Origin of the sequence: Flavobacterium sp. PL11 (assembly GCF_035985025.1) — a bacterium.
In the GTDB taxonomy this organism is placed as follows: domain Bacteria; phylum Bacteroidota; class Bacteroidia; order Flavobacteriales; family Flavobacteriaceae; genus Flavobacterium.
This window is the reverse complement of the sequence record NZ_JAXCIA010000027.1, coordinates 20,794-40,868: the sequence shown is the minus strand read 5'-3', so window position 1 is coordinate 40,868 and position 20,075 is coordinate 20,794. Positions and strand designations below refer to the sequence as shown.

Below are 20,075 nucleotides of genomic sequence, written 5' to 3'. Positions count from 1 at the left end.
AAATAGTAGATTTACTGCCTATTATTTTTTAAAATAAAAACAAATCAACACATGGGAATTAAGAATAGATTGATCATAATGAGTTTTCTTCAGTTTTTTGTTTGGGGAGCTTGGTTGATTACAATTGCAAATTACTGGTTTGGCACCAAGAATTGGGATGGAACACAATTTGGATTAGTGTTTGGAACCATGGGAATCGCCTCTTTATTTATGCCAACGCTAACGGGAATTATGGCCGATAGATGGATAAATGCCGAAAAATTATACGGAATTCTTCACGTTCTTTATGCGGGAGTTTTATTTTATATTCCGCAAGTTAGCACGCCTGAAAACTTTATATATATTATGCTTTTGGCCATGTGTTTTTATATGCCAACAATTGCGTTAAGTAATTCTATTTCCTATACTGCACTTAAATTAAATAACAAAGATGTCATCAAAAGTTTTCCTCCTATTCGGGTTTGGGGAACAATAGGTTTTATAGTGGCGATGTGGATCACAAATCTTTCAGGAAATAAAGCTACAGAATATCAATTTTACATCGCAGGTATAGCTGCTTTGCTATTGGGAATTTATGCCTTTACCTTACCGGAATGTAAGCCACAACGATTGTCAAAAGAGAATGCTTCGCTAATGGAGACATTAGGATTGGAATCGTTTAAACTGTTTGCTGATTATAAAATGGCGTTGTTCTTTATCTTTTCCATGTTTTTAGGAGGCGCATTACAATTAACTAATGCTTATGGAGATGTTTTTTTAGATGAATTTAAGCATTTCCCTAAATATGCCGATTCATTTGTGGTGGAATACTCGACAATCATTATGTCAATATCACAAATTTCAGAGACATTATTTATACTTGCTATTCCATTTTTTTTAAAACGTTTTGGAATTAAGCAAGTGATGTTAATCAGTATGTTAGCGTGGGTGTTGCGTTTTGGATTATTTGCTTATGGCAACCCAACGACAGGATTATGGATGATTATTATGTCGTGCGTGGTATATGGAATGGCATTTGATTTCTTTAATATTTCAGGTTCATTATTTGTAGAGACTAACACAGACCCGAAAAATAGATCTTCAGCACAAGGATTATTTATGATGATGACCAATGGTTTTGGAGCCGTTTTAGGTAGTTTTACTTCAGGATGGGCCATTGATAAATACTTTACAAAGTCATTTAGCAACACCTCAGAATTAGCTGTTTTCTTAGAAACGGAAACTACAAATTCAAAAATGATTGAATTTATAACAAGTCAAGGTAATGCGATTAGTAATAATGGTATTTTTGATAAAGTAGTTTTAATGAAGGATTGGCATACGATTTGGCTTGCTTTTGCCATTTACGCCCTAATTATTGCAATTGCTTTTGCTATCTTGTTTAAGCATAAACACGATCCTAAAGCTTTAGAGAATATAAGTCATTAAACTTTTTATATAAATAAGAAGCCCGATAAATTTTTATAATTCATCGGGCTTTTTTGCTTTATGAAATAATGTTTGCAATTCCTACTCATAATCAACGATTTCACAGCTTGCAGCCTTGAAAAGTTATAAGCTTTAAAAATAAATGATACAAATAAAAACAATATTTTTTTAAACTACTTAAAGTTGTTTAGGCTCCAGTGAATCAATTATATAGAATTTCCTCAGAGCGTTACAGAATTTAAGTCGTTACTGATTTGGATAGAATCTAAAACGTATAAAAATTTATAGTAATAATTGCGCTTTACGATTCTCAAAAAAACGAATTAATGTAACTTAGCCCCGATTGAAGCGGCATCCTTTTTTATATCTCCCGGCCTTTTGAAGGCTGGAAGATGTAAAAAAGATATAGCGGAAAGCGGGACTAAAATTGTTAAAAACTACTAAAAGTTGTGCTCCTAATAATCAATCGATTATCCTGTTCATAAAGTTTTGTTGTTTGACATAAATGTGTTACTTTTGCAAACCTTTTGGTGAATAGGAGTTTCCTCTAGGGTTCAATTAATTATACAAACAACTTCTGCTGTTTTCTAACACTACAAGAAACTCAAGAGAATACAGAATACAAATTTTTAATCAGCATGTCTGAACAAGTAAAATCACAAGAAGAGTTTTTAGCAAATTTTAACTGGCACAATTTCGAAGAAGGTATTGATGCTGTTGATGAAAAAAACTTATTAGAATTTGAAGAATTAGTTTCTAAGACTTTTATCGCTACTGATCAAGAAGAAGTGGTAGATGGAACCGTTGTTAGAATCACAGATAGAGACGTAATTGTTGATATCAACGCTAAATCGGAAGGTGTTATTTCATTAAATGAATTCCGTTACAACCCAAACTTAAAAGTAGGTGATACTGTTGAAGTATTAATCGACATTCGTGAAGACAAAACGGGTCAACTAGTTTTATCTCATAGAAAAGCTCGTACTATCAAATCTTGGGATAGAGTTATTTCGGCTAACGAAACAGGAGAAATCGTTAATGGTTTTGTAAAATGCAGAACTAAAGGGGGTATGATCGTTGACGTTTTCGGAATTGAAGCGTTTTTACCAGGATCTCAAATTGATGTTAAACCAATTAGAGATTATGATGTTTACGTTAATAAAATGATGGAATTTAAAGTGGTGAAAATCAATCACGAATTCAAAAACGTTGTTGTTTCGCATAAAGCGCTTATTGAAGCGGATATCGAAATCCAGAAAAAAGAAATCATCGGTCAATTACAAAAAGGTCAAGTATTAGAAGGTGTTGTTAAAAACATTACTTCTTACGGTGTCTTTATTGACTTAGGTGGAGTTGATGGATTGATTCACATTACTGACCTTTCTTGGTCTAGAATCAACCACCCATCTGAAGTGCTGGAATTAGATCAAAAATTAAACGTTGTAATCCTTGATTTCGATGATGAGAAAACAAGAATTCAATTAGGATTGAAACAATTAAACGCTCACCCTTGGGATGCTCTTGATGCTAAATTAGCAATAGGAGACAAAGTAAAAGGTAAAGTAGTTGTAATCGCTGATTACGGTGCATTTATCGAAGTTGCTGAAGGTGTTGAAGGTTTAATTCACGTTTCTGAAATGTCTTGGTCTACACATTTACGTTCGGCTCAAGATTTCGTAAAAGTAGGAGATGTTGTTGAAGCTGTTATCTTAACTTTAGATAGAGATGACCGTAAAATGTCATTAGGTATCAAACAATTATCTCAAGATCCTTGGACTGATATCACTGCTAAATACCCAGTAGGTTCTAAACATACAGGTATCGTTAGAAACTTTACAAACTTTGGTATCTTCGTAGAACTTGAAGAAGGAATTGATGGATTAATTTATATCTCTGACCTTTCTTGGACTAAGAAAATCAAGCACCCATCTGAATTTGTGAATGTTGGTGAGAAACTTGACGTAGTTGTATTAGAATTAGATGTTGATGGACGTAAATTATCCTTAGGTCACAAACAAACTACTGCTAATCCTTGGGATCAATATGAAGAATCTTTCGCTGTAGGAACAATCCACAACGGTGAAATTTCTGAAATTGTTGATAAAGGAGCTACTGTAGAATTCGGAGAGGACATCGTTGCTTTCATTCCTACTCGTCACCTTGAAAAAGAAGACGGAAAGAAATTGAAAAAAGGAGATACTGCTGATTTCAAAGTAATTGAATTCAATAAAGAATTCAAAAGAGTTGTTGCCTCACATACTGCTATTTTCCGTGAGGAAGAAGAGAAAAATGTGAAAGCAGCTACTGAAAATACTTCATCTAACGCTTCTACAAATGCACCAGCTGCAACTTTAGGCGATAACAATGATTTATTAGCAGCATTGAAAGCTAAAATGGAAAAATCAGAGAAAAAATAATTTCTTTAATTTTCTAAACATAAAAAGCCTCACAGTAATGTGGGGCTTTTTTATTATTTATAATTCCTTTTTGTTTTTAAGTTCAATATCATTTGTTGAAAATTCACTATTTCTAACGCTAAAGCTTCCAGCCTTTAAAAGGCTGGAAGCTTTATATCACAATTCTGTTATAAGCGATGAACCGATTAAAAGCATTAACTAACTTAAATATCTGTAAATAATAAGCCCATTAGCATTTTATTCGGTTACTATTTTTAGTTGTGTAAATATGTAAGTAATTAGCAGAAAATAATGTCGCTATTTTTTATCTTCTAAGCCATATAAGTTTTCAATAAATTTTTTCTAAGTTTTGAATTTTATAAGGTTAAAAGATGGTTGATTAATATTAAATTGAGAACACATAAATAACTAAACTGCAATAGCTAACCACGACAATAATTTGTTCTCATAACTTAGTAAACATTTTTTAAGTAAAATGATTAATAATAAAGAGAAATTTGTAGCTATTGAGGAAAACCGTAATAAAGCTTTATTGATATATATTACATTTGTCCAAATGGAATCAATTTAAGTTTTTACTTACTTTAGTATTTGTATATAAATGCCTAAGTTTGGTAATCCGACTTTACTAAGTTTATATTTATCCTTTAAGAACATTCTTTAATGGCTTTCAACGAAGATTCAAGAGTTAAAATTCCCGCTGTATTGCATTTAATGTGCTTGGGTTATACCTACCTACCATTGGCTACAGCCACAAGGGATGAAAGCACTAATATTTTTACCACTATTTTTAGGGAAAGTATTTTAGCGCTTAATAATAGCTTAAATGAAACAGATATTTCTAGAATATACCTTGAACTAGCACTATCTCTAGAAAATGAAGATCTAGGAAAATCTTTTTATGAAAAAATAATAGATCAATCAGGTATTCGTTTCATCGATTTTGAAAATTTCGAAAACAACTCTTTTCATGTAGTTACTGAGCTTACCTATAAAAAAGATGATGAAGAATTTCGTCCAGACATTACGATATTGATCAATGGATTACCCCTAGTATTTATCGAAGTTAAAAAGCCAAATAACCTTGACGGAATACAAGCTGAGCACAACCGCATAGAAAGCCGTTTCAAAAATAAAAAATTCCGTCATTTCGTCAACATGACGCAGTTGATGCTTTTTTCCAATAATATGGAATATGATAAGGAATCGACTCTAATGTTGCAAGGTGCATTTTATGCCACAGCATCTTATTCTAAGCCAAGCTTTAATTTTTTTAGGGAGGAAGCAGAATTCGATCTAACTAAAATTCTTGCTGATCTGGACGATGAAACGGAGACTTTGGTTTTAAAAGACAATAATTTGGTGGGTATCAAAAATGCTCCTGAATTTATCACCAATAAAAATCCTGACACACCCACTAATCGCATCTGTACTTCTTTACTTCAAAAGCAACGTCTGCGATTTATGCTTCAATATGGTATTGCTTATGTAAAAGGATCCAAAGGTTTACAAAAGCACATTATGCGTTACCCACAGCTTTTTGCAACGAAAGCTATCGAAGCAAAATTAGAGGAAGGGGTAAAAAAAGGAATCATTTGGCATACACAAGGAAGTGGTAAAACAGCTCTGGCGTTTTATAATGTGAAATACTTAACGGATTATTATCGTAAAAAGAATGTAATTCCCAAATTCTATTTTATTGTAGATCGTATCGATTTGTTGATTCAGTCGGCAAAAGAGTTTAAAAGTCGTGGACTAACCGTTCATGAAATAAGTAGTAGAGATGCTTTCGCAAAAGATATCAAGGCAATCAGCGTCATTCATAATCATTCTGGTAAAGCGGAAATAACGGTGGTGAACATCCAGAAATTTCAGGATGATCCTGATGTTGTTCGGAATACAGACTATAATCTAAACATTCAAAGAATATATTTCTTAGACGAAGTCCATCGTAGTTATAATCCTAAGGGGAGTTTTTTGGCTAATCTTAACGAGTCTGATGCAAATGCGATCAAAATCGGGTTAACAGGAACACCACTTTTAGGCACCGATTATAACTCTAAATCACTCTTTGGTGGTTATATTCACAAGTATTATTACAATTCCTCGATTGCTGATGGTTATACGTTGCGCTTAATTCGAGAAGAAATAGAGACTAATTACCGACTGACGCTAAAAGAAGCCTTAGAAGAAATTGATATTCTAAAAGGGAATGGTGATAAAAAATTGGTTTATGCACACCCAAAGTTTGTAGAACCTATGCTAGATTACATTGTGCAGGATTTTGAGAAGGCTCGAATCACGATGAACGACAACTCGATTGGCGGAATGGTAGTTTGCGATTCATCTGAACAAGCCAAAATGCTCTATGAAATTTTTCAAGAGAAATACGCTGTAAATGCTTTTGCGACAGATCTATTAATGGCTGCCGAACCTTCAAGTGGATATGGAGCCAAAAAGAAATTAGAGAGCAAGGTCAACACTGCGGCAGTTATTTTGCACGACATAGGAACAAAAAGTGATCGTAAAGATCAGGTAGAACAGTTCAAAGATGGAAACATTGATTTACTTTTTGTTTACAACATGCTTTTGACTGGTTTTGATGCGCCACGATTGAAAAAACTATATATCGGTCGTGTGATTAAGTCACACAATTTATTACAAACCTTAACCCGTGTCAATCGTACTTACAAAGATTTTAAATATGGATATGTAGTTGATTTTGCTGATATTCAAAAGGAATTTGATAAAACCAATCAAGATTATTTCAACGAATTGCAGTCTGAGCTTGGGGATGAAATGGAGCATTATTCTAATTTATTTAAATCCAAAGAAGAAATTGAGTCTGAAATTCAAGTAATCAAAGAGGTTTTGTTTCCATTTGACATTAAGAACTCAGAACTCTTTTCACAACAAATCACTCAAATTCAAGATCGCGGGCTGATGTTACAAATTACCAAAGCCTTAAATAATGCAAAGAATCTATATAATTTGATTCGACTGTCTGGCAATTATGAGATGTTGGCCGAACTGGATTTTCATAAACTGACCGTTCTTTCTAGAGAAGCTAATAATCATTTGGCACTGATTAATACCAAAGAAGCATTAGAAAATAATGTAGACACATCTAATTTATTGAACATCGCATTAGAAGATGTCTTGTTTGCTTTTGTAAAAATAAAAGAAGGAGAAATGGTCCTAGCAGATCAACTCAAAACTACTTTACAAAAAACGAGAGAAATGCTTGGAGGCAATTTTGATCAAAAAGACCCCACGTTTATTTCGTTAAAAGAAGAGCTAGAACGCTTATTCAAAAAGAAAAATTTGAGTGAAGTATCCAAAGAAGAAATGGAAGCCAACATTAAAGCTTTGGAACAAATTTATACGCAAGCCAAAGAATTAGAGCGCAAAAATTTATTATTGCGTGCTAAGTATGATAATGATGAAAAGTATGCTCGAATGCACAAACGCTTGATGGAAAAAGATCCTTTGACGGATAGCGAAACTAAACTTTTTGAAGCATTACAAGGATTAAAAAAAGAAGTAGATCTTCAAATTTTACAGAATTCGAAAATGCTCGAAAACGAAAGTTTTGTAGATAAAATGATGATGCGATTGGTTATTGATCAATTTAAAAACAAACAAAACATACCATTGGATACTGTTGCAGCAAGGCGAATTAACGGCATTATAGTTAAGGAATACATGAATGAATTTTATGGAAGAACAGTCTAAATATGGACACAGGAGAAATACTCATTTATCAGAATCAAGAGGGAAGCATCAAGATTGATGTTCGATTGGAAGAAGAAACCGTTTGGCTTTCGCAGGCTCAAATGGCGTTGCTATTTAGCAAAGCAAAGTCAACCATCAATGAGCATATTTTAAATATTTATGTTGAAAATGAATTAGCTGAAGAAGCCAGTGTTAGAAAAATCGGAATTTCCGATTTTTCTACAAAACCAACAAATCATTACAATCTTGATGTTGTTATATCAGTCGGATACAGAGTAAAATCGCAACAAGGAACTCAATTTCGCATTTGGGCAACCCAACGTTTGAGAGAATATATTGTAAAAGGTTTTTTACTAGCAAGAGATAGGTCTAGATGTAGGGTGTTCGCCTGAGCGAAGTCGAAGGCTCTTTAATTTGGTAAACAAACGCTTCTACACAGCCTGTCTTGAGCTCGACGAAAGGCTCAGCGAGACATTGGTTCTAGGACGGTTAGTGTGGACTGTTGTCCGCCTGAGCGAAGTCGAAGGCCACGTGAGGTGATAAGGAAAACTTGGTAATAGCACGAACGCTTCGACACAACCTGTCTTGAGCTCGACGAAAGGCTCAGCGAGACAAGAAATCAGATGTAGATTTGTCCGCCTGAGCGAAGTCGAAGGCTCTTTAATTTGGTAAACAAACGCTTCAGCTTCGCTCAGCGAGACAAATGCGATTAAGTACTATTCGCTTGAGTTAAAGCAAAGCCTTGTAATTAATAAAAAAGTTATGAAACAGTATCATGTTTACATTTTAAAATGCTCAGATAGCAGCTATTACACCGGCATGACAAATAACATAAACAGAAGATTGTTAGAACATCAAAGCGGAATTAACAAAGAATGTTACACATACAAACGAAGACCAATTGAGCTAGTTTTTTGTACAGAATTTAATGAAGTGCTTCAAGCTATAGCTTTTGAAAAACAGGTAAAAGGATGGAGTAGAAAAAAGAAAGAAGCAATTATCAACGATAAATGGGAAGATTTGAAGAAATTAGCGGAATGTAAAAATGAAAGTAATTCGATTAATTATAAAAAAGAAGATGAATAGCGCTTCGACACAGCCTGTCTTGAGCGCTTCGACACAGCCTGTCTTGAGCTCGACGAAAGGCTCAGCGGGACATTAGGTTCTAGGACGGATAGTGTGGACTGTTGTCCGCCTGAGCGAAGTCGAAGGCTCTTTAATTTGATACAGAAACGCTTCGACACAGCCTGTCTTGAGCTCGACGAAAGGCTCAGCAGGACATCAGGTTCTAGGACGGATAGTGTGGACTGTTGTCCGCCTGAGCGAAGTCGAAGGTTAAGTAATATAATATAAATAAGTTTCCACTTTGCTCAGCGAGACATTGGTTCTAGGACGGTTAGTGTGGACTGTTGTCCGCCTGAGCGAAGTCGAAGGCCACGTGAGGTGATGAGGAAAACTTGTTAATAGCACAACGCTTCGACACAGCCTGTCTTGAGCGATAGCCGAAGGGCTCAGCGAGACAAGAAATCACATGTAGGTTTGTCCGCCTGAGCGAAGTCGAAGGCTCTTTAATTTGGTAAACAAACGCTTCTACACAGCCTGTCTTGAGCTCGACGAAAGGCTCAGCAAGACAATGAAATAAATAAATAAAAAAACAATGACCCAAAACGCACAATTTGAAATCCAAACCAAAAACCTAATTGACGAACTGAAAAGCGTTTGTGCCAATTACGGTTTGGGAAATGACGGAAACGAATTTAAGATTATCACCCAGGTATTTTTATATAAATTCCTGAATGATAAGTTTGTTCACGAAGTGAAACAAATAGATGCCAGTATTGCGGCGGCAGAAGACTGGGAAAAAGCTTTTAGAGCATTGAGTACTGATGAGCGTGAAATGCTAAGCCTGCAAATGAGTGAAAGCACCGCAACCATTCATCCTGATCAATTGATTTCGTCTTTGTTTGATAGACAAAACGAACCTAAGTTTGCCGATATTCTCGATAATACTTTAATTGATATTGCTAAAAACAACAGCGATATCTTCTCGGTAATTACCGACGGCGGCGAGAAAATCGTCTTGTTTGAAAACATTAGTAAATATGTAACAGAAAAAAGAGATGATTTCTGTAGAGCGATTATCAACAAACTGGTGAACTTTAGTTTTGAAAATATCTTTAATGAGAAGTTTGATTTTTACGCTACCATTTTCGAATATTTAATCTCAGATTATAACAGCAATAGTGGTGGGAAATATGCCGAATATTTCACCCCACATGCCGTTGCTAAAATCATGGCGCGCTGCCTTGTGCAAGGCGAAGTGAGCAATGTTACTTGTAATGATCCAAGTGCGGGTTCGGGAACTTTACTGATGAATCTGGCACACCAAATAGGCGAAGATAAATGCACCATTTACTCCCAAGACATTTCGCAAAAATCCTCTAACTTATTGCGACTGAATCTAATTTTGAACAACTTGGTGCATTCTATACCGAATGTGGTAAAAGGAAATACTATTTTAGATCCGTACCATAGAGAAAAAAACGGTCGCTTGATGCGATTTGATTACATTGTTTCAAATCCTCCATTTAAACTGGATTTTTCTGATTTTAGTGCTGATTTAGATACTAAAGAAAACCACGAACGCTTTTTTGCGGGAATTCCTAATGTTCCAAAAGCCAAAAAAGAAGGAATGGCGATTTACTTACTGTTTTTGCAACATATCATGTACTCTTTGACTGAAAAAGGCAAGGCGGCAATAGTTGTACCCACAGGATTTATCACGGCTCAAAGTGGTATTGATAAAAAAATTAGAGAACGCATGGTGGAAAGCAAAATGTTAGCGGGCGTAGTTAGTATGCCAAGTAATATTTTTGCCACAACAGGAACCAACGTTTCTATTTTGTTTTTAGACAAACAAAACAAAGGCGATGTCGTTTTGATTGATGCTTCTAATTTAGGAACAACAGTAAAAGACGGCAAAAACCAGAAAACCCTTTTAAGTCTTGAAGAAGAGGATAAAATCATTGATGCTTTTAATACTAAAACTGCCATTCTTGATTTCTCGGTAATAGTTTCGTATGATGATATCAAAGCCAAAAATTACTCCTTGAGTGCAGGGCAGTATTTTGAGGTAAAAATTGAATATACGGATATTACAGCTGATGAGTTTACAACTAAAATGAACACTTTTGAAAGTAATTTAGAAGGTTTGTTTGCGGAAAGTAAAACATTGGAAATAGAAATTCAAGCTAATTTGAAAGGATTGAAGTATGAGCGATAAAAACGAAAAAATGATTCGTAACAGTACAGCAGAATTTTTAATATTTACCGCCCAAAGTGGTGAAAATTCTATTGAAGCCCGTTATGAGGATGATACTATTTGGCTTTCACAAAAATTGATGTCAGCACTCTTTGATGTGGAAGAAAACACCATTACGTATCACTTGAAAGAGATTTATAAAAGTAATGAAATTGATATAAATTCAACTACTCGAAAATTTCGAGTAGTTCAACAAGAAGGAAATCGAACTGTAAAGAGAGAAATAGATTTTTACAGCCTTGATGCCATTATTTCTGTAGGTTATCGTGTTAATTCTATAAAAGCAACGCAGTTTAGACAATGGGCAACGAACGTATTGAAAGAATTTGCCATTAAAGGATATGTTTTAGATAGAAAACGAATGGAGAATGGCAGTTTTCTTAGTGAAGATTATTTTGAACGTTTACTGCAAGAAATAAGGGAAATCCGTTTAAGCGAAAGACGTTTCTATCAAAAAATTACCGATATTTATGCCACAAGTAGTGATTATACCAAAGAAGCGCCAACCACAAAAACTTTTTTTGCCAAAGTGCAAAACAAACTTCATTTTGCAATACACGGCAAAACCGCTGCCGAACTTATTGCAGACAGAGCCGATAGTAAAAAAGATAATATGGGACTTACTTCTTGGGAAAATAGTCCGAATGGAAAAATAATAAAAGCAGACGTAATAATTGCCAAGAACTACCTCAACAAAGAAGAACTGGATTCTTTAGGACGCATAGTAAATGCTTATTTAGAACTGGCAGAAGAACGTGCAAAACGAAAAATCCCAATGACTATGAACGATTGGGCCAAACGATTGGATTTGTTTTTAGAGTTTGACGAGCGCGAAATTCTAGCGCATACAGGAAATGTAAGTGCCGAAATAGCCAAACAATTTGCCGAAAGCGAATTTGAAAAATACAGAATTATTCAAGACTGCCTTTTTGAAAGCGATTTTGATAAAGAAATAAAAAAACAACTGAATACTCCAAACAATGAGAAATAGTGCAGAAAAAGAAATTCAGAATAATTTGAAAGGGTTGAAGTATGAGTAAAATTTCAAAAACAATCTTAGGAGATTTAATTGAATTTCAAAGAGGTTATGATTTACCTAAATCTGAATTTCAAGCTGGGGAAATTCCTGTTATATCTTCAAATGGAATTTTAGGTTATCACAATATTGCGAAAGTTAAAGCTCCCGGAATAACAATTGGAAGAAGTGGAACAGTTGGACTACCTCATTATATTAATGAGGATTTCTTTCCACATAATACTTCCCTTTTTATAAAAGATTTCAAAGGTAATAATCCAAAATACATTTATTATTTGATTAAAACTTTACGATTGAATGAATACGGAAGTGGATCAGGTGTCCCTACAATGAACAGAAATCATTTACATCCAATCAGAGTTTCTGCCTTTTTAGATATTGCGGACCAACAAAAAATCGCCAAAGTTCTTTCTGATTTAGATGCAAAAATCGAACTCAACAACAAAATCAATTCCGAGTTAGAAGCAATGGCAAAAACGCTTTATGATTACTGGTTTGTGCAGTTTGATTTTCCCGCGAAGCTGCCTTCGACTTCGCTCAGGCTGACAAGTAGTGATATTGACGCTGTCTCACTGAGCGAAGTCGAAGTGCCTTACAAATCATCTGGCGGTAAAATGGTTTATAATCAAGAGTTGAAGAGGGAGATTCCAGAGGGGTGGGAGGTTGGAACTTTAAATGATTTAGGAGAAATTGTCGGTGGAAGTACTCCGTCAAAAAGTATTGATGATAACTTTTGTAGCAATGGAATTCCATGGATAACTCCTAAAGATTTGTCACTAAATTCAGGTAAGAAATTTATAAGTAGAGGTGAGCTTGATGCTAGTGAAAGAGGTTTTAAATCTGCATCCTTAAAGATTTTGCCAAAAGGTTCAATTTTACTAAGTTCACGAGCACCAATTGGATATATGGTGATTTCAAGAAATGATGTAACAACTAATCAAGGTTTTAAATCATTTATTCCCAATAAAGGTTACTTAACATCATTTGTTTATTATTCCATAAAACACAATATGAGAGTTATAGAAGCAAATGCATCTGGATCTACTTTCAAAGAAATTTCAGGAGGAGTTTTAAAAGTTATACCTATATGCCTTGCAACGAAAAACATTGTTGATTTGTTTACTAAAAAAACACAAGCAATTTTCATACAACAAAATGTCATTGAAAAGCAAAACCAACAACTCACCTCACTCCGCGATTGGTTATTACCTATGCTAATGAATGGCCAAATTACAGTTAAAGAAGCGGAAGAAGCGTTGGGGATGGTTGCGGAGAATAGCGCTGACTATCAAAAAAGATAAATAACGAAGTATTTATTTAAACATAAAACATCCAAAAAATGAATAATAACACGATACACAGTCAAATAAAAATTTCATTTGATAATGATTTTATCAACCGCTATTATGACGTGACCCCTGCGCAAACAAAGATATTGAAAGAAATGGCCCAGCGTGTCCATGGTAAAATTGATAAAGTGTTTATTCGGAAATTAGAAAAATTAGCTAAAGAGAATCCTAATTTGCCTCAAATAAAGAATTTTATAACTGTAGCGTATAATAAAGTAGGTAACACAGCTAAATCAGTAGAAGTAAATACGCAGCTTTTACATGACTTTCCTGATTATTTACACGCCAGGTTAAATGCCGCGAATCATCATATTTATATAAACGATCTTGACGGTGCATTATCGTATTTAGGCGAAAATTTAGATTTAGCAACGCTATTTCCCAATCGCTCTGAATTTCATTTCTCAGAAGTACAATCGTATTATTACAGTACAGTCATTTATGCCATAGCAAAAAGAGATTTGGCTCTTGCCCAGAATAGGTTTGAAGTTTATAGCAGTATAGACGAAGAAAATCCACGCATTGCAGAACTAGCGGAACGTATTATAGATTTGAAATTTGATTTGAGTTTTGATGACCAAAACGAAATTTCAGAAAGTATAGGAAATGAACCACCTGCAACGGATAGAATTATTCCTCCAGTTTTTAATCATCCAGAAATTCATCAATTGTATCAATTGGGATTTAACGATAGTCAGGCGGTATTGGATGAAATTTTAGCACTTCCTAGAGCAACCGTTATTCAAGATTTAGAAATGGTTTTGCAAGATGGTATCGAGCGCTATCCTTATTTTTTAGAGGAGGATTGGTCTGTATTTACACATTCATTTGCGTTACATGCCCTGTTTTTACTAATGGAACTAAAGGCGACAGCGAGTATAAAACCAGTATTGGATTTTTTACAGTATGATGAAGAGTTTTTAGAATTTTATATAGGCGATTTTCTAACAGAGGATATTTGGCAGTGTGTGTATGTTTTAGGAAAAGCCCAGCCAGAACTGTTAGGAGATTTTCTGATGCAAGCCAAAAATTACTGTTTTGCAAAATCAGCTGTATCACAAGCACTTTTGCAAATTTCAATTCAAGAACCACACAGAGCGGCGGAAGTAGAGGAAATATATTTAGAAGTACTATCCTTTTTTATCAATGCAGATAAAGAAGATAACGTAATTGATCCTACATTTATCGCACTGATGATTGGAGATATTGGCGATGGTAAGTTTGAAAATTTGTATCCACTAATAAAAAAATTGTTTGATTTAGAGTGGGTAGATTATAGTTTGGAGGACGATTATGATAACTTCATTACCAATATTAAGGTAGCTATAGGTTCCAGTTATTCTATGCAAACTTTAGCTGAAATATATTCCGGAGCTAATTTTTGTGAAGAGTCAGGTATTGAAGATCATAATTATTTAGATTTGCCCTGTAATGAATCAAAAGTGATACAAATGATTCCCGAGACAACTGTCAAAGTTCAAAGAAATGATCCTTGTCCTTGCGGAAGTGGTAAAAAATTTAAAAAGTGTTGCGGTTAATACCACTTGTGTTTTAAATTTACTGCTTTGTATCTTGTCACATCGAGCCCTTCGTCTGCGCTCAAGACTTGCTTTTAGTCGAGATTATATGTGAATTGTAATAAGGGTTTCGACTGCGCTCAACGGGACAAAAAATCACAAGCTTATGATGGTATATTCAAAGATGAAATGGTATAACAGTAAAAATAAATATCAACCTTTTAAAAAATGCCCCTCTAAAAACAATAAAATAATTTTGAAATTCTACTTCTCCCTGCCCTCGATAGCAACGAAAAGCCCGCAAAGGAAATGCCCGTAAAAAACAAAACCCAAAACAGCGACTGCAAGAAGCTCGTTTTGGGTTTATGTTTTTAGGGCAATGACTGCGGACTTGTAGTGAATAGCGGGAATTGGCAGCCTGAAAAAATTGTTTGAAAGGATTAAGGTTTAAAGTGTAAGAATTAAGGTTGTATATGTCTTATTTCCAACACAGAAATTTAGTTTATTAGTATTGATGGGCTGTAACAAATTGAGGTTCAGTCGAGGGACAACATTATTTAGGCCTGCTATATTGAGCTACAGAAATTAGCAGGATCAAAAATATGGCTTATTTTTGGGTTATTTTGAGTTGAAAAATAAAATGTTATTTGTTAAGAAAAAGTGGTCTTTTATGTTTTTTGGATAGTATAAAAATCAATGATTATATAAAGCATTTTATCATTAATTTATATTCAATTCCAGATTTTAATAAAAGACAATAAATACTTTTTGGGATCAAATAAATATTGCAACTCCAAAATAGAAGGCATTGATCGTGATTTTGTGTCTGTCCGATGAATTGAAAACAAAGCATTTAGAATTATTAAAAAGTAGAATAGCGTTATTCACAAAAATAATGAGCCGATTAGAACATGTAATCGGCTCATTATTTTTTTGTATTTGAGCCGATTAAAGACAATAAACGGCTCTTGGACTACTTTTGGCAACGTAGTGAATTTCCGCATTTTCATTTTAAGATAGAGGAACATATAAACGATTTTCAAGAATTTGCCACTCAACTGGGTGAAGTAAATGGATTGTTTGTAAACGTATCTGAAACCAACAAAAAAGAAATAATACTGCAAGTTATTTTATCAGAAGCATTAAAAACTTCTGAAATTGAGGGTGAGTATTTTAGTAGAGAAGATATAATGTCCTCTTTACAAAAACAATTAGGTATTGCCGATTGTGTAACTTTATCAAAAGATAATAGAGCTAATGCTATCTCTGAGCTGATGTTGCAAGTTAGAAATGATTACCAAAATCCCTTAACGCTGCAAATGCTGAGAGAATGGCATCAAACCTTGATGAAATTTGATAAAACCGTACATGAGGGGGAATGGAGAACTAGTGAAAATCCGATGCAAATTATATCAGGTAGAGCAGGGCAAATTGAAATCCATTTTGAAGCACCACCATCAAAAGATTTACCTCAACTTTTAATAGATTTTGAAAAATGGTATCAATGTTTTCCTTACCAAGAAATTGGACAAATTGGAAGAGCCATGCTGCGTGCCGCTTTAGTACATTTGTATTTTGAAACCCTACATCCTTTTGAAGATGGAAATGGTAGAATTGGTAGAGCGTTGGCTGAAAAAGCTTTAGCCGAAACTTTAGAAAAGCCTGTTATAATTAGTATCTCAAAAAAAATTGAAGAAAATAAAAAAGAATATTACGAAACCTTAAAGCGAGCGCAAAGAACGCAAGAGGTTTCTAACTGGTTGCACTACTTTTTCAATATTTTGATCGAAGCACAAAAAGAAGTCAAAGAAACGGTTCTATATGTAATTGAAAAAGCCCTTTACTTTGATCGCTTTAAAAATCAATTGAATGAACGTCAATTAAAAGCGATTGAGAAAATGACCGAAAAAGGGAGAGATGGTTTTGAAGGGGGGATGACTGCCAAAAAATATATAGGTATAACCAAAACATCAAAAGCTACAGCAACAAGAGATTTACAACTATTGTTTGAAATCGGAGCTTTTACAAAAGATGGTGAAGGGCGAAGCGTAAAATATAAAATTAATTGGGTCTAAGAAACTAGAAATTGAAGTTTCTATTCTATCTGTTGAACTTAAAGTAAAGTATTTGGAGTTATTGGAGGCTAGAACAGCGATGTTTACTTATAGGTTAGTAAGTACCCCATTCAATAAAAAACACACCGTTTTTTTTACATTAATCTAAGTACGATACAGTGGTGAGTCTTGTTTTAAGATACTGGTATAAGTATAGTTGTGCACTTATTTCAAATTGTTATTTGAAAACAATATCTGTAAAAAATCAAAAACTTAACTTCTTTAAGGTTTCCCGTACTTCTAAACTTTTTTTTTCAATATCTTAGCAAAGTTAATTTCTTACATAATTGTAAAAATGAATAAAAAAAGCTTATCAGAACGAGACATATGTACTAAGTTTATAACACCAGCTTTAGTAGAAGCTGGTTGGGATTTACAGAAGCAAATATTGGAAGAAGTGTTTTTTACGGATGGTAAAATCTACGTGAGAGGTAAATTGACATCTCGTGGGGAGCGCAAACGTGCAGATTACATTCTGTATTACCAAGACAATCCTGTTGCAGTCATTGAAGCTAAAGACAATAAACATGCTATACGTTCTGGAATACAACAGGCTTTAGGTTATGCGACGATTCTTGACATTCCTTGTGTTTTCAGCAGTAATGGTGATGGTTTTTTATTCCATGATCGAACAGCTTCTGACTCAAGTATCGAAACAGAACTATCCTTAGACGAATTTCCTTCTCCTGAATTAATATGGGAGAAATACAAAAAATACAAAGGTATTGTAACGCCGATAGGGGAAACAATAGCTTTACAAAAATACTTTTCAGACGGTTCAGGCAGAAAACCGAGGTATTACCAACAAATTGCGATCAATCGTACGGTTGAAGCTATTGCAAATGGGCAAAACAGAATCATTTTAGTTATGGCTACGGGTACTGGGAAAACCTATACCGCATTTCAGATAATTTTCCGATTGTGGAAATCAAGAGCCAAAAAAAGAATTTTGTTCCTTGCAGATAGAACGGCTTTAATAGACCAAACTCGAAAGGGAGATTTTAAGCATTTCAAAGACAAAATGACCGTTATCAAAAAGAAAGTCATTAGTCATAGTAATGGCAAGGAAGAATTAATAAGCAATCAAAAACGAGGAATTGATACTTCGGATAAAGCGTATGAAGTATTCTTGGGCTTGTACCAAGGTCTAACCAATAACGAACCAGGGATTGAAGATGCATATAAAGATTTCTCTCCTGATTTCTTTGATTTAATTGTTATTGATGAGTGCCACAGAGGAAGCTCAAAAGAAGATAGTGCTTGGAGAGAAATTCTAACGTATTTCAACCAAGCGACTCATATTGGTTTAACCGCCACACCAAAAGAAACAAAGGAAACTAGCAACACGGAGTATTTTGGTGAAGCTGTTTACACTTATACGCTCAAACAAGGGATTGATGATGGCTTTTTAGCTCCTTACAAAGTCATTCGTGTGGCTTTGAACGTGGACACCGAAGGCTACCGTCCAGAACAGGGTAAAACAGATAAAGAAGGTAATGATATTGAAGATCGCATTTACAATCGTAAAGATTTCGATAGGACTTTAGTAATTGATGAACGAACGGACGTAATTGCCAAAAAAGTTACCGAATACCTCACAGGATTAGACCGTTTTGCAAAAACTATTATTTTTTGTTCGGATATCGATCATGCCGAAAGGATGCGAAATGCCATAGCTAGACACAATGCCGATTTGGTTGCCGATAATTACAAATACGTGATGCAAATTACAGGTGATAATGAGGAAGGAAAGCGAGAGTTAGACAACTTTATTAATCCCGAAGAAAAATATCCAGTTATTGCCACTACTTCGGAGTTAATGACTACAGGAGTTGATGCGCAAACGTGTAAAGTGATTGTGCTGGATACCAATATCAATTCGATGACCAAATTCAAGCAAATTGTAGGGCGTGGAACTCGTATCAATGAAGAGTTTAATAAATTGTATTTTACCATTTTAGATTTTAGAAATGCTACAGACAATTTTGCCGATCCCGCTTTTGATGGAGATCCTATCGTAGTAAAACCAACTACTGAAGATACCGATTTAGAAACTATAATTGATGAAGAATATATAGATCCTGATCCTATTGTAGACGAACTTACGGGTGAAGAAATTATTATTGAAAAACCTGAAGTAAGAGAACCAAGTTCTGACGGAGATTATAAAAAAAGAGTTAAACAATACGTTAACGGTGTAGATGTTTCAGTGCTAGTAAGCAGAGAGTTATATTTTGATTCGAATGGAAAACCTATTACAATCAGCTTAAAAGATTATACTAAACAAATTATCAAAGGGAAATATGCCTCTTTAGATGATTTCTTGTTGACTTGGAATGAAGCGGATAAAAAACAAGCTATTATTCAAGAATTACAAGATCAGGGCGTAATGGTAGAAGCCTTGTACGACGCTGTTGATCGAGAGTTAGATTTGTTTGATTTGATTTGTCATGTGGCTTATGAGCAACAACCTTTAACACGCAAAGAAAGAGCCAACAATGTTAAAAAACGAAATTACTTTACCAAATACGAAGAACAAGCTCGTAAGGTATTAGAAACTTTATTGGATAAATACGCTGATGAAGGCGTCGAAAATATTGAAAATATTAATGTTTTAAGAGTTCGACCTTTTGATGTTTTTGGATCACCCACAGAAATCATTAGCCGTTTTGGAGACAAAGAACAGTATCTAGAAGCCATTAGAGATTTAGAAACCGAATTGTATAGAAAAGTTTAGCTATGTGTCTAGTTTCTAATAAAATAAAATTTTGTACATGCGCTACTTCTGATATTGAAAAACTCAAACATTATTGGATACTGTATCGTTTGGATAAGAATAAAAATATTATTTGCGTGGGTCAACCAATCTTTCCTATTATATCAATGATTGACATTAATTTTAAAGTAAATAAGACTGTATTATTACATAGAATTAATGAAGTCGATGCTTTTGATGTTCCTTTATCATTACAATCTAAGGACATTTTAGAAATTGTGATTAATAATAATGCAATGGGTATCGATAGCTTTACTTACACTTTTAAATTTAGTAAAGACAAATGGAAAGCAGTTGAAAATGATGTTTTTAAGATAATGAACGATTATGAAGAAGAGCAATCAGGCAAAATAAAGTCGGCATTGAAAAGAAAAATATAGT

General features: G+C 34.3%; 11 protein-coding genes and 1 pseudogene. All 12 read left to right on the top strand.

What is annotated here, in order from left to right:
* The first annotated feature begins 51 nt into the window (after positions 1–51).
* Positions 52–1,428 carry a nucleoside permease gene (locus RCH18_RS13060; protein WP_326937206.1) on the top strand — a complete coding sequence of 459 codons (1,377 nt, stop codon included), beginning with the start codon at positions 52–54 and terminating at the stop codon, positions 1,426–1,428.
* 638 nt (positions 1,429–2,066) lie between these two features.
* Complete coding sequence (gene rpsA / locus RCH18_RS13055) at positions 2,067–3,845, top strand: 30S ribosomal protein S1 (protein WP_326937205.1); 1,779 nt, start codon at positions 2,067–2,069, stop codon at positions 3,843–3,845.
* 663 nt (positions 3,846–4,508) lie between these two features.
* Complete coding sequence (locus RCH18_RS13050) at positions 4,509–7,580, top strand: type I restriction endonuclease subunit R (protein ID WP_326937204.1); 3,072 nt, start codon at positions 4,509–4,511, stop codon at positions 7,578–7,580.
* A 2-nt stretch (positions 7,581–7,582) separates the two neighbouring features.
* Positions 7,583–7,948, top strand: a pseudogene (locus RCH18_RS13045) (virulence RhuM family protein); the annotation flags it as partial.
* A 394-nt stretch (positions 7,949–8,342) separates the two neighbouring features.
* On the top strand, positions 8,343–8,666 hold the full coding sequence (locus RCH18_RS13040) for a GIY-YIG nuclease family protein (RefSeq protein WP_326937202.1): 324 nt from the start codon (positions 8,343–8,345) through the stop codon (positions 8,664–8,666).
* A 571-nt stretch (positions 8,667–9,237) separates the two neighbouring features.
* Positions 9,238–10,863 (top strand): HsdM family class I SAM-dependent methyltransferase, encoded by a 1,626-nt coding sequence (locus RCH18_RS13035; protein WP_326937201.1) that lies wholly within the window; start codon positions 9,238–9,240, stop codon positions 10,861–10,863.
* On the top strand, positions 10,853–11,893 hold the full coding sequence (locus tag RCH18_RS13030) for a virulence RhuM family protein (protein WP_326937200.1): 1,041 nt from the start codon (positions 10,853–10,855) through the stop codon (positions 11,891–11,893). The genes RCH18_RS13035 and RCH18_RS13030 overlap by 11 nt, the downstream gene beginning before the upstream one ends.
* 41 nt (positions 11,894–11,934) lie before the next feature.
* Entirely contained in the window at positions 11,935–13,239 is a 1,305-nt protein-coding gene (locus tag RCH18_RS13025) for a restriction endonuclease subunit S (RefSeq protein WP_326937199.1), read from the top strand.
* 38 nt (positions 13,240–13,277) lie between these two features.
* Positions 13,278–14,825: a DUF1186 domain-containing protein gene (locus RCH18_RS13020; RefSeq protein WP_326937198.1), complete on the top strand. Its 1,548-nt coding sequence runs from the start codon at positions 13,278–13,280 to the stop codon at positions 14,823–14,825.
* Between the two features lie 947 nt (positions 14,826–15,772).
* On the top strand, positions 15,773–16,879 hold the full coding sequence (locus RCH18_RS13015) for a Fic family protein (RefSeq protein ID WP_326937197.1): 1,107 nt from the start codon (positions 15,773–15,775) through the stop codon (positions 16,877–16,879).
* A 334-nt stretch (positions 16,880–17,213) separates the two neighbouring features.
* Positions 17,214–19,655 (top strand): EcoAI/FtnUII family type I restriction enzme subunit R, encoded by a 2,442-nt coding sequence (hsdR, locus tag RCH18_RS13010; protein WP_326937196.1) that lies wholly within the window; start codon positions 17,214–17,216, stop codon positions 19,653–19,655.
* Between the two features lie 116 nt (positions 19,656–19,771).
* Positions 19,772–20,074 carry a hypothetical protein gene (locus RCH18_RS13005; protein ID WP_326937195.1) on the top strand — a complete coding sequence of 101 codons (303 nt, stop codon included), beginning with the start codon at positions 19,772–19,774 and terminating at the stop codon, positions 20,072–20,074.
* Position 20,075: the final 1 nt, after the last annotated feature.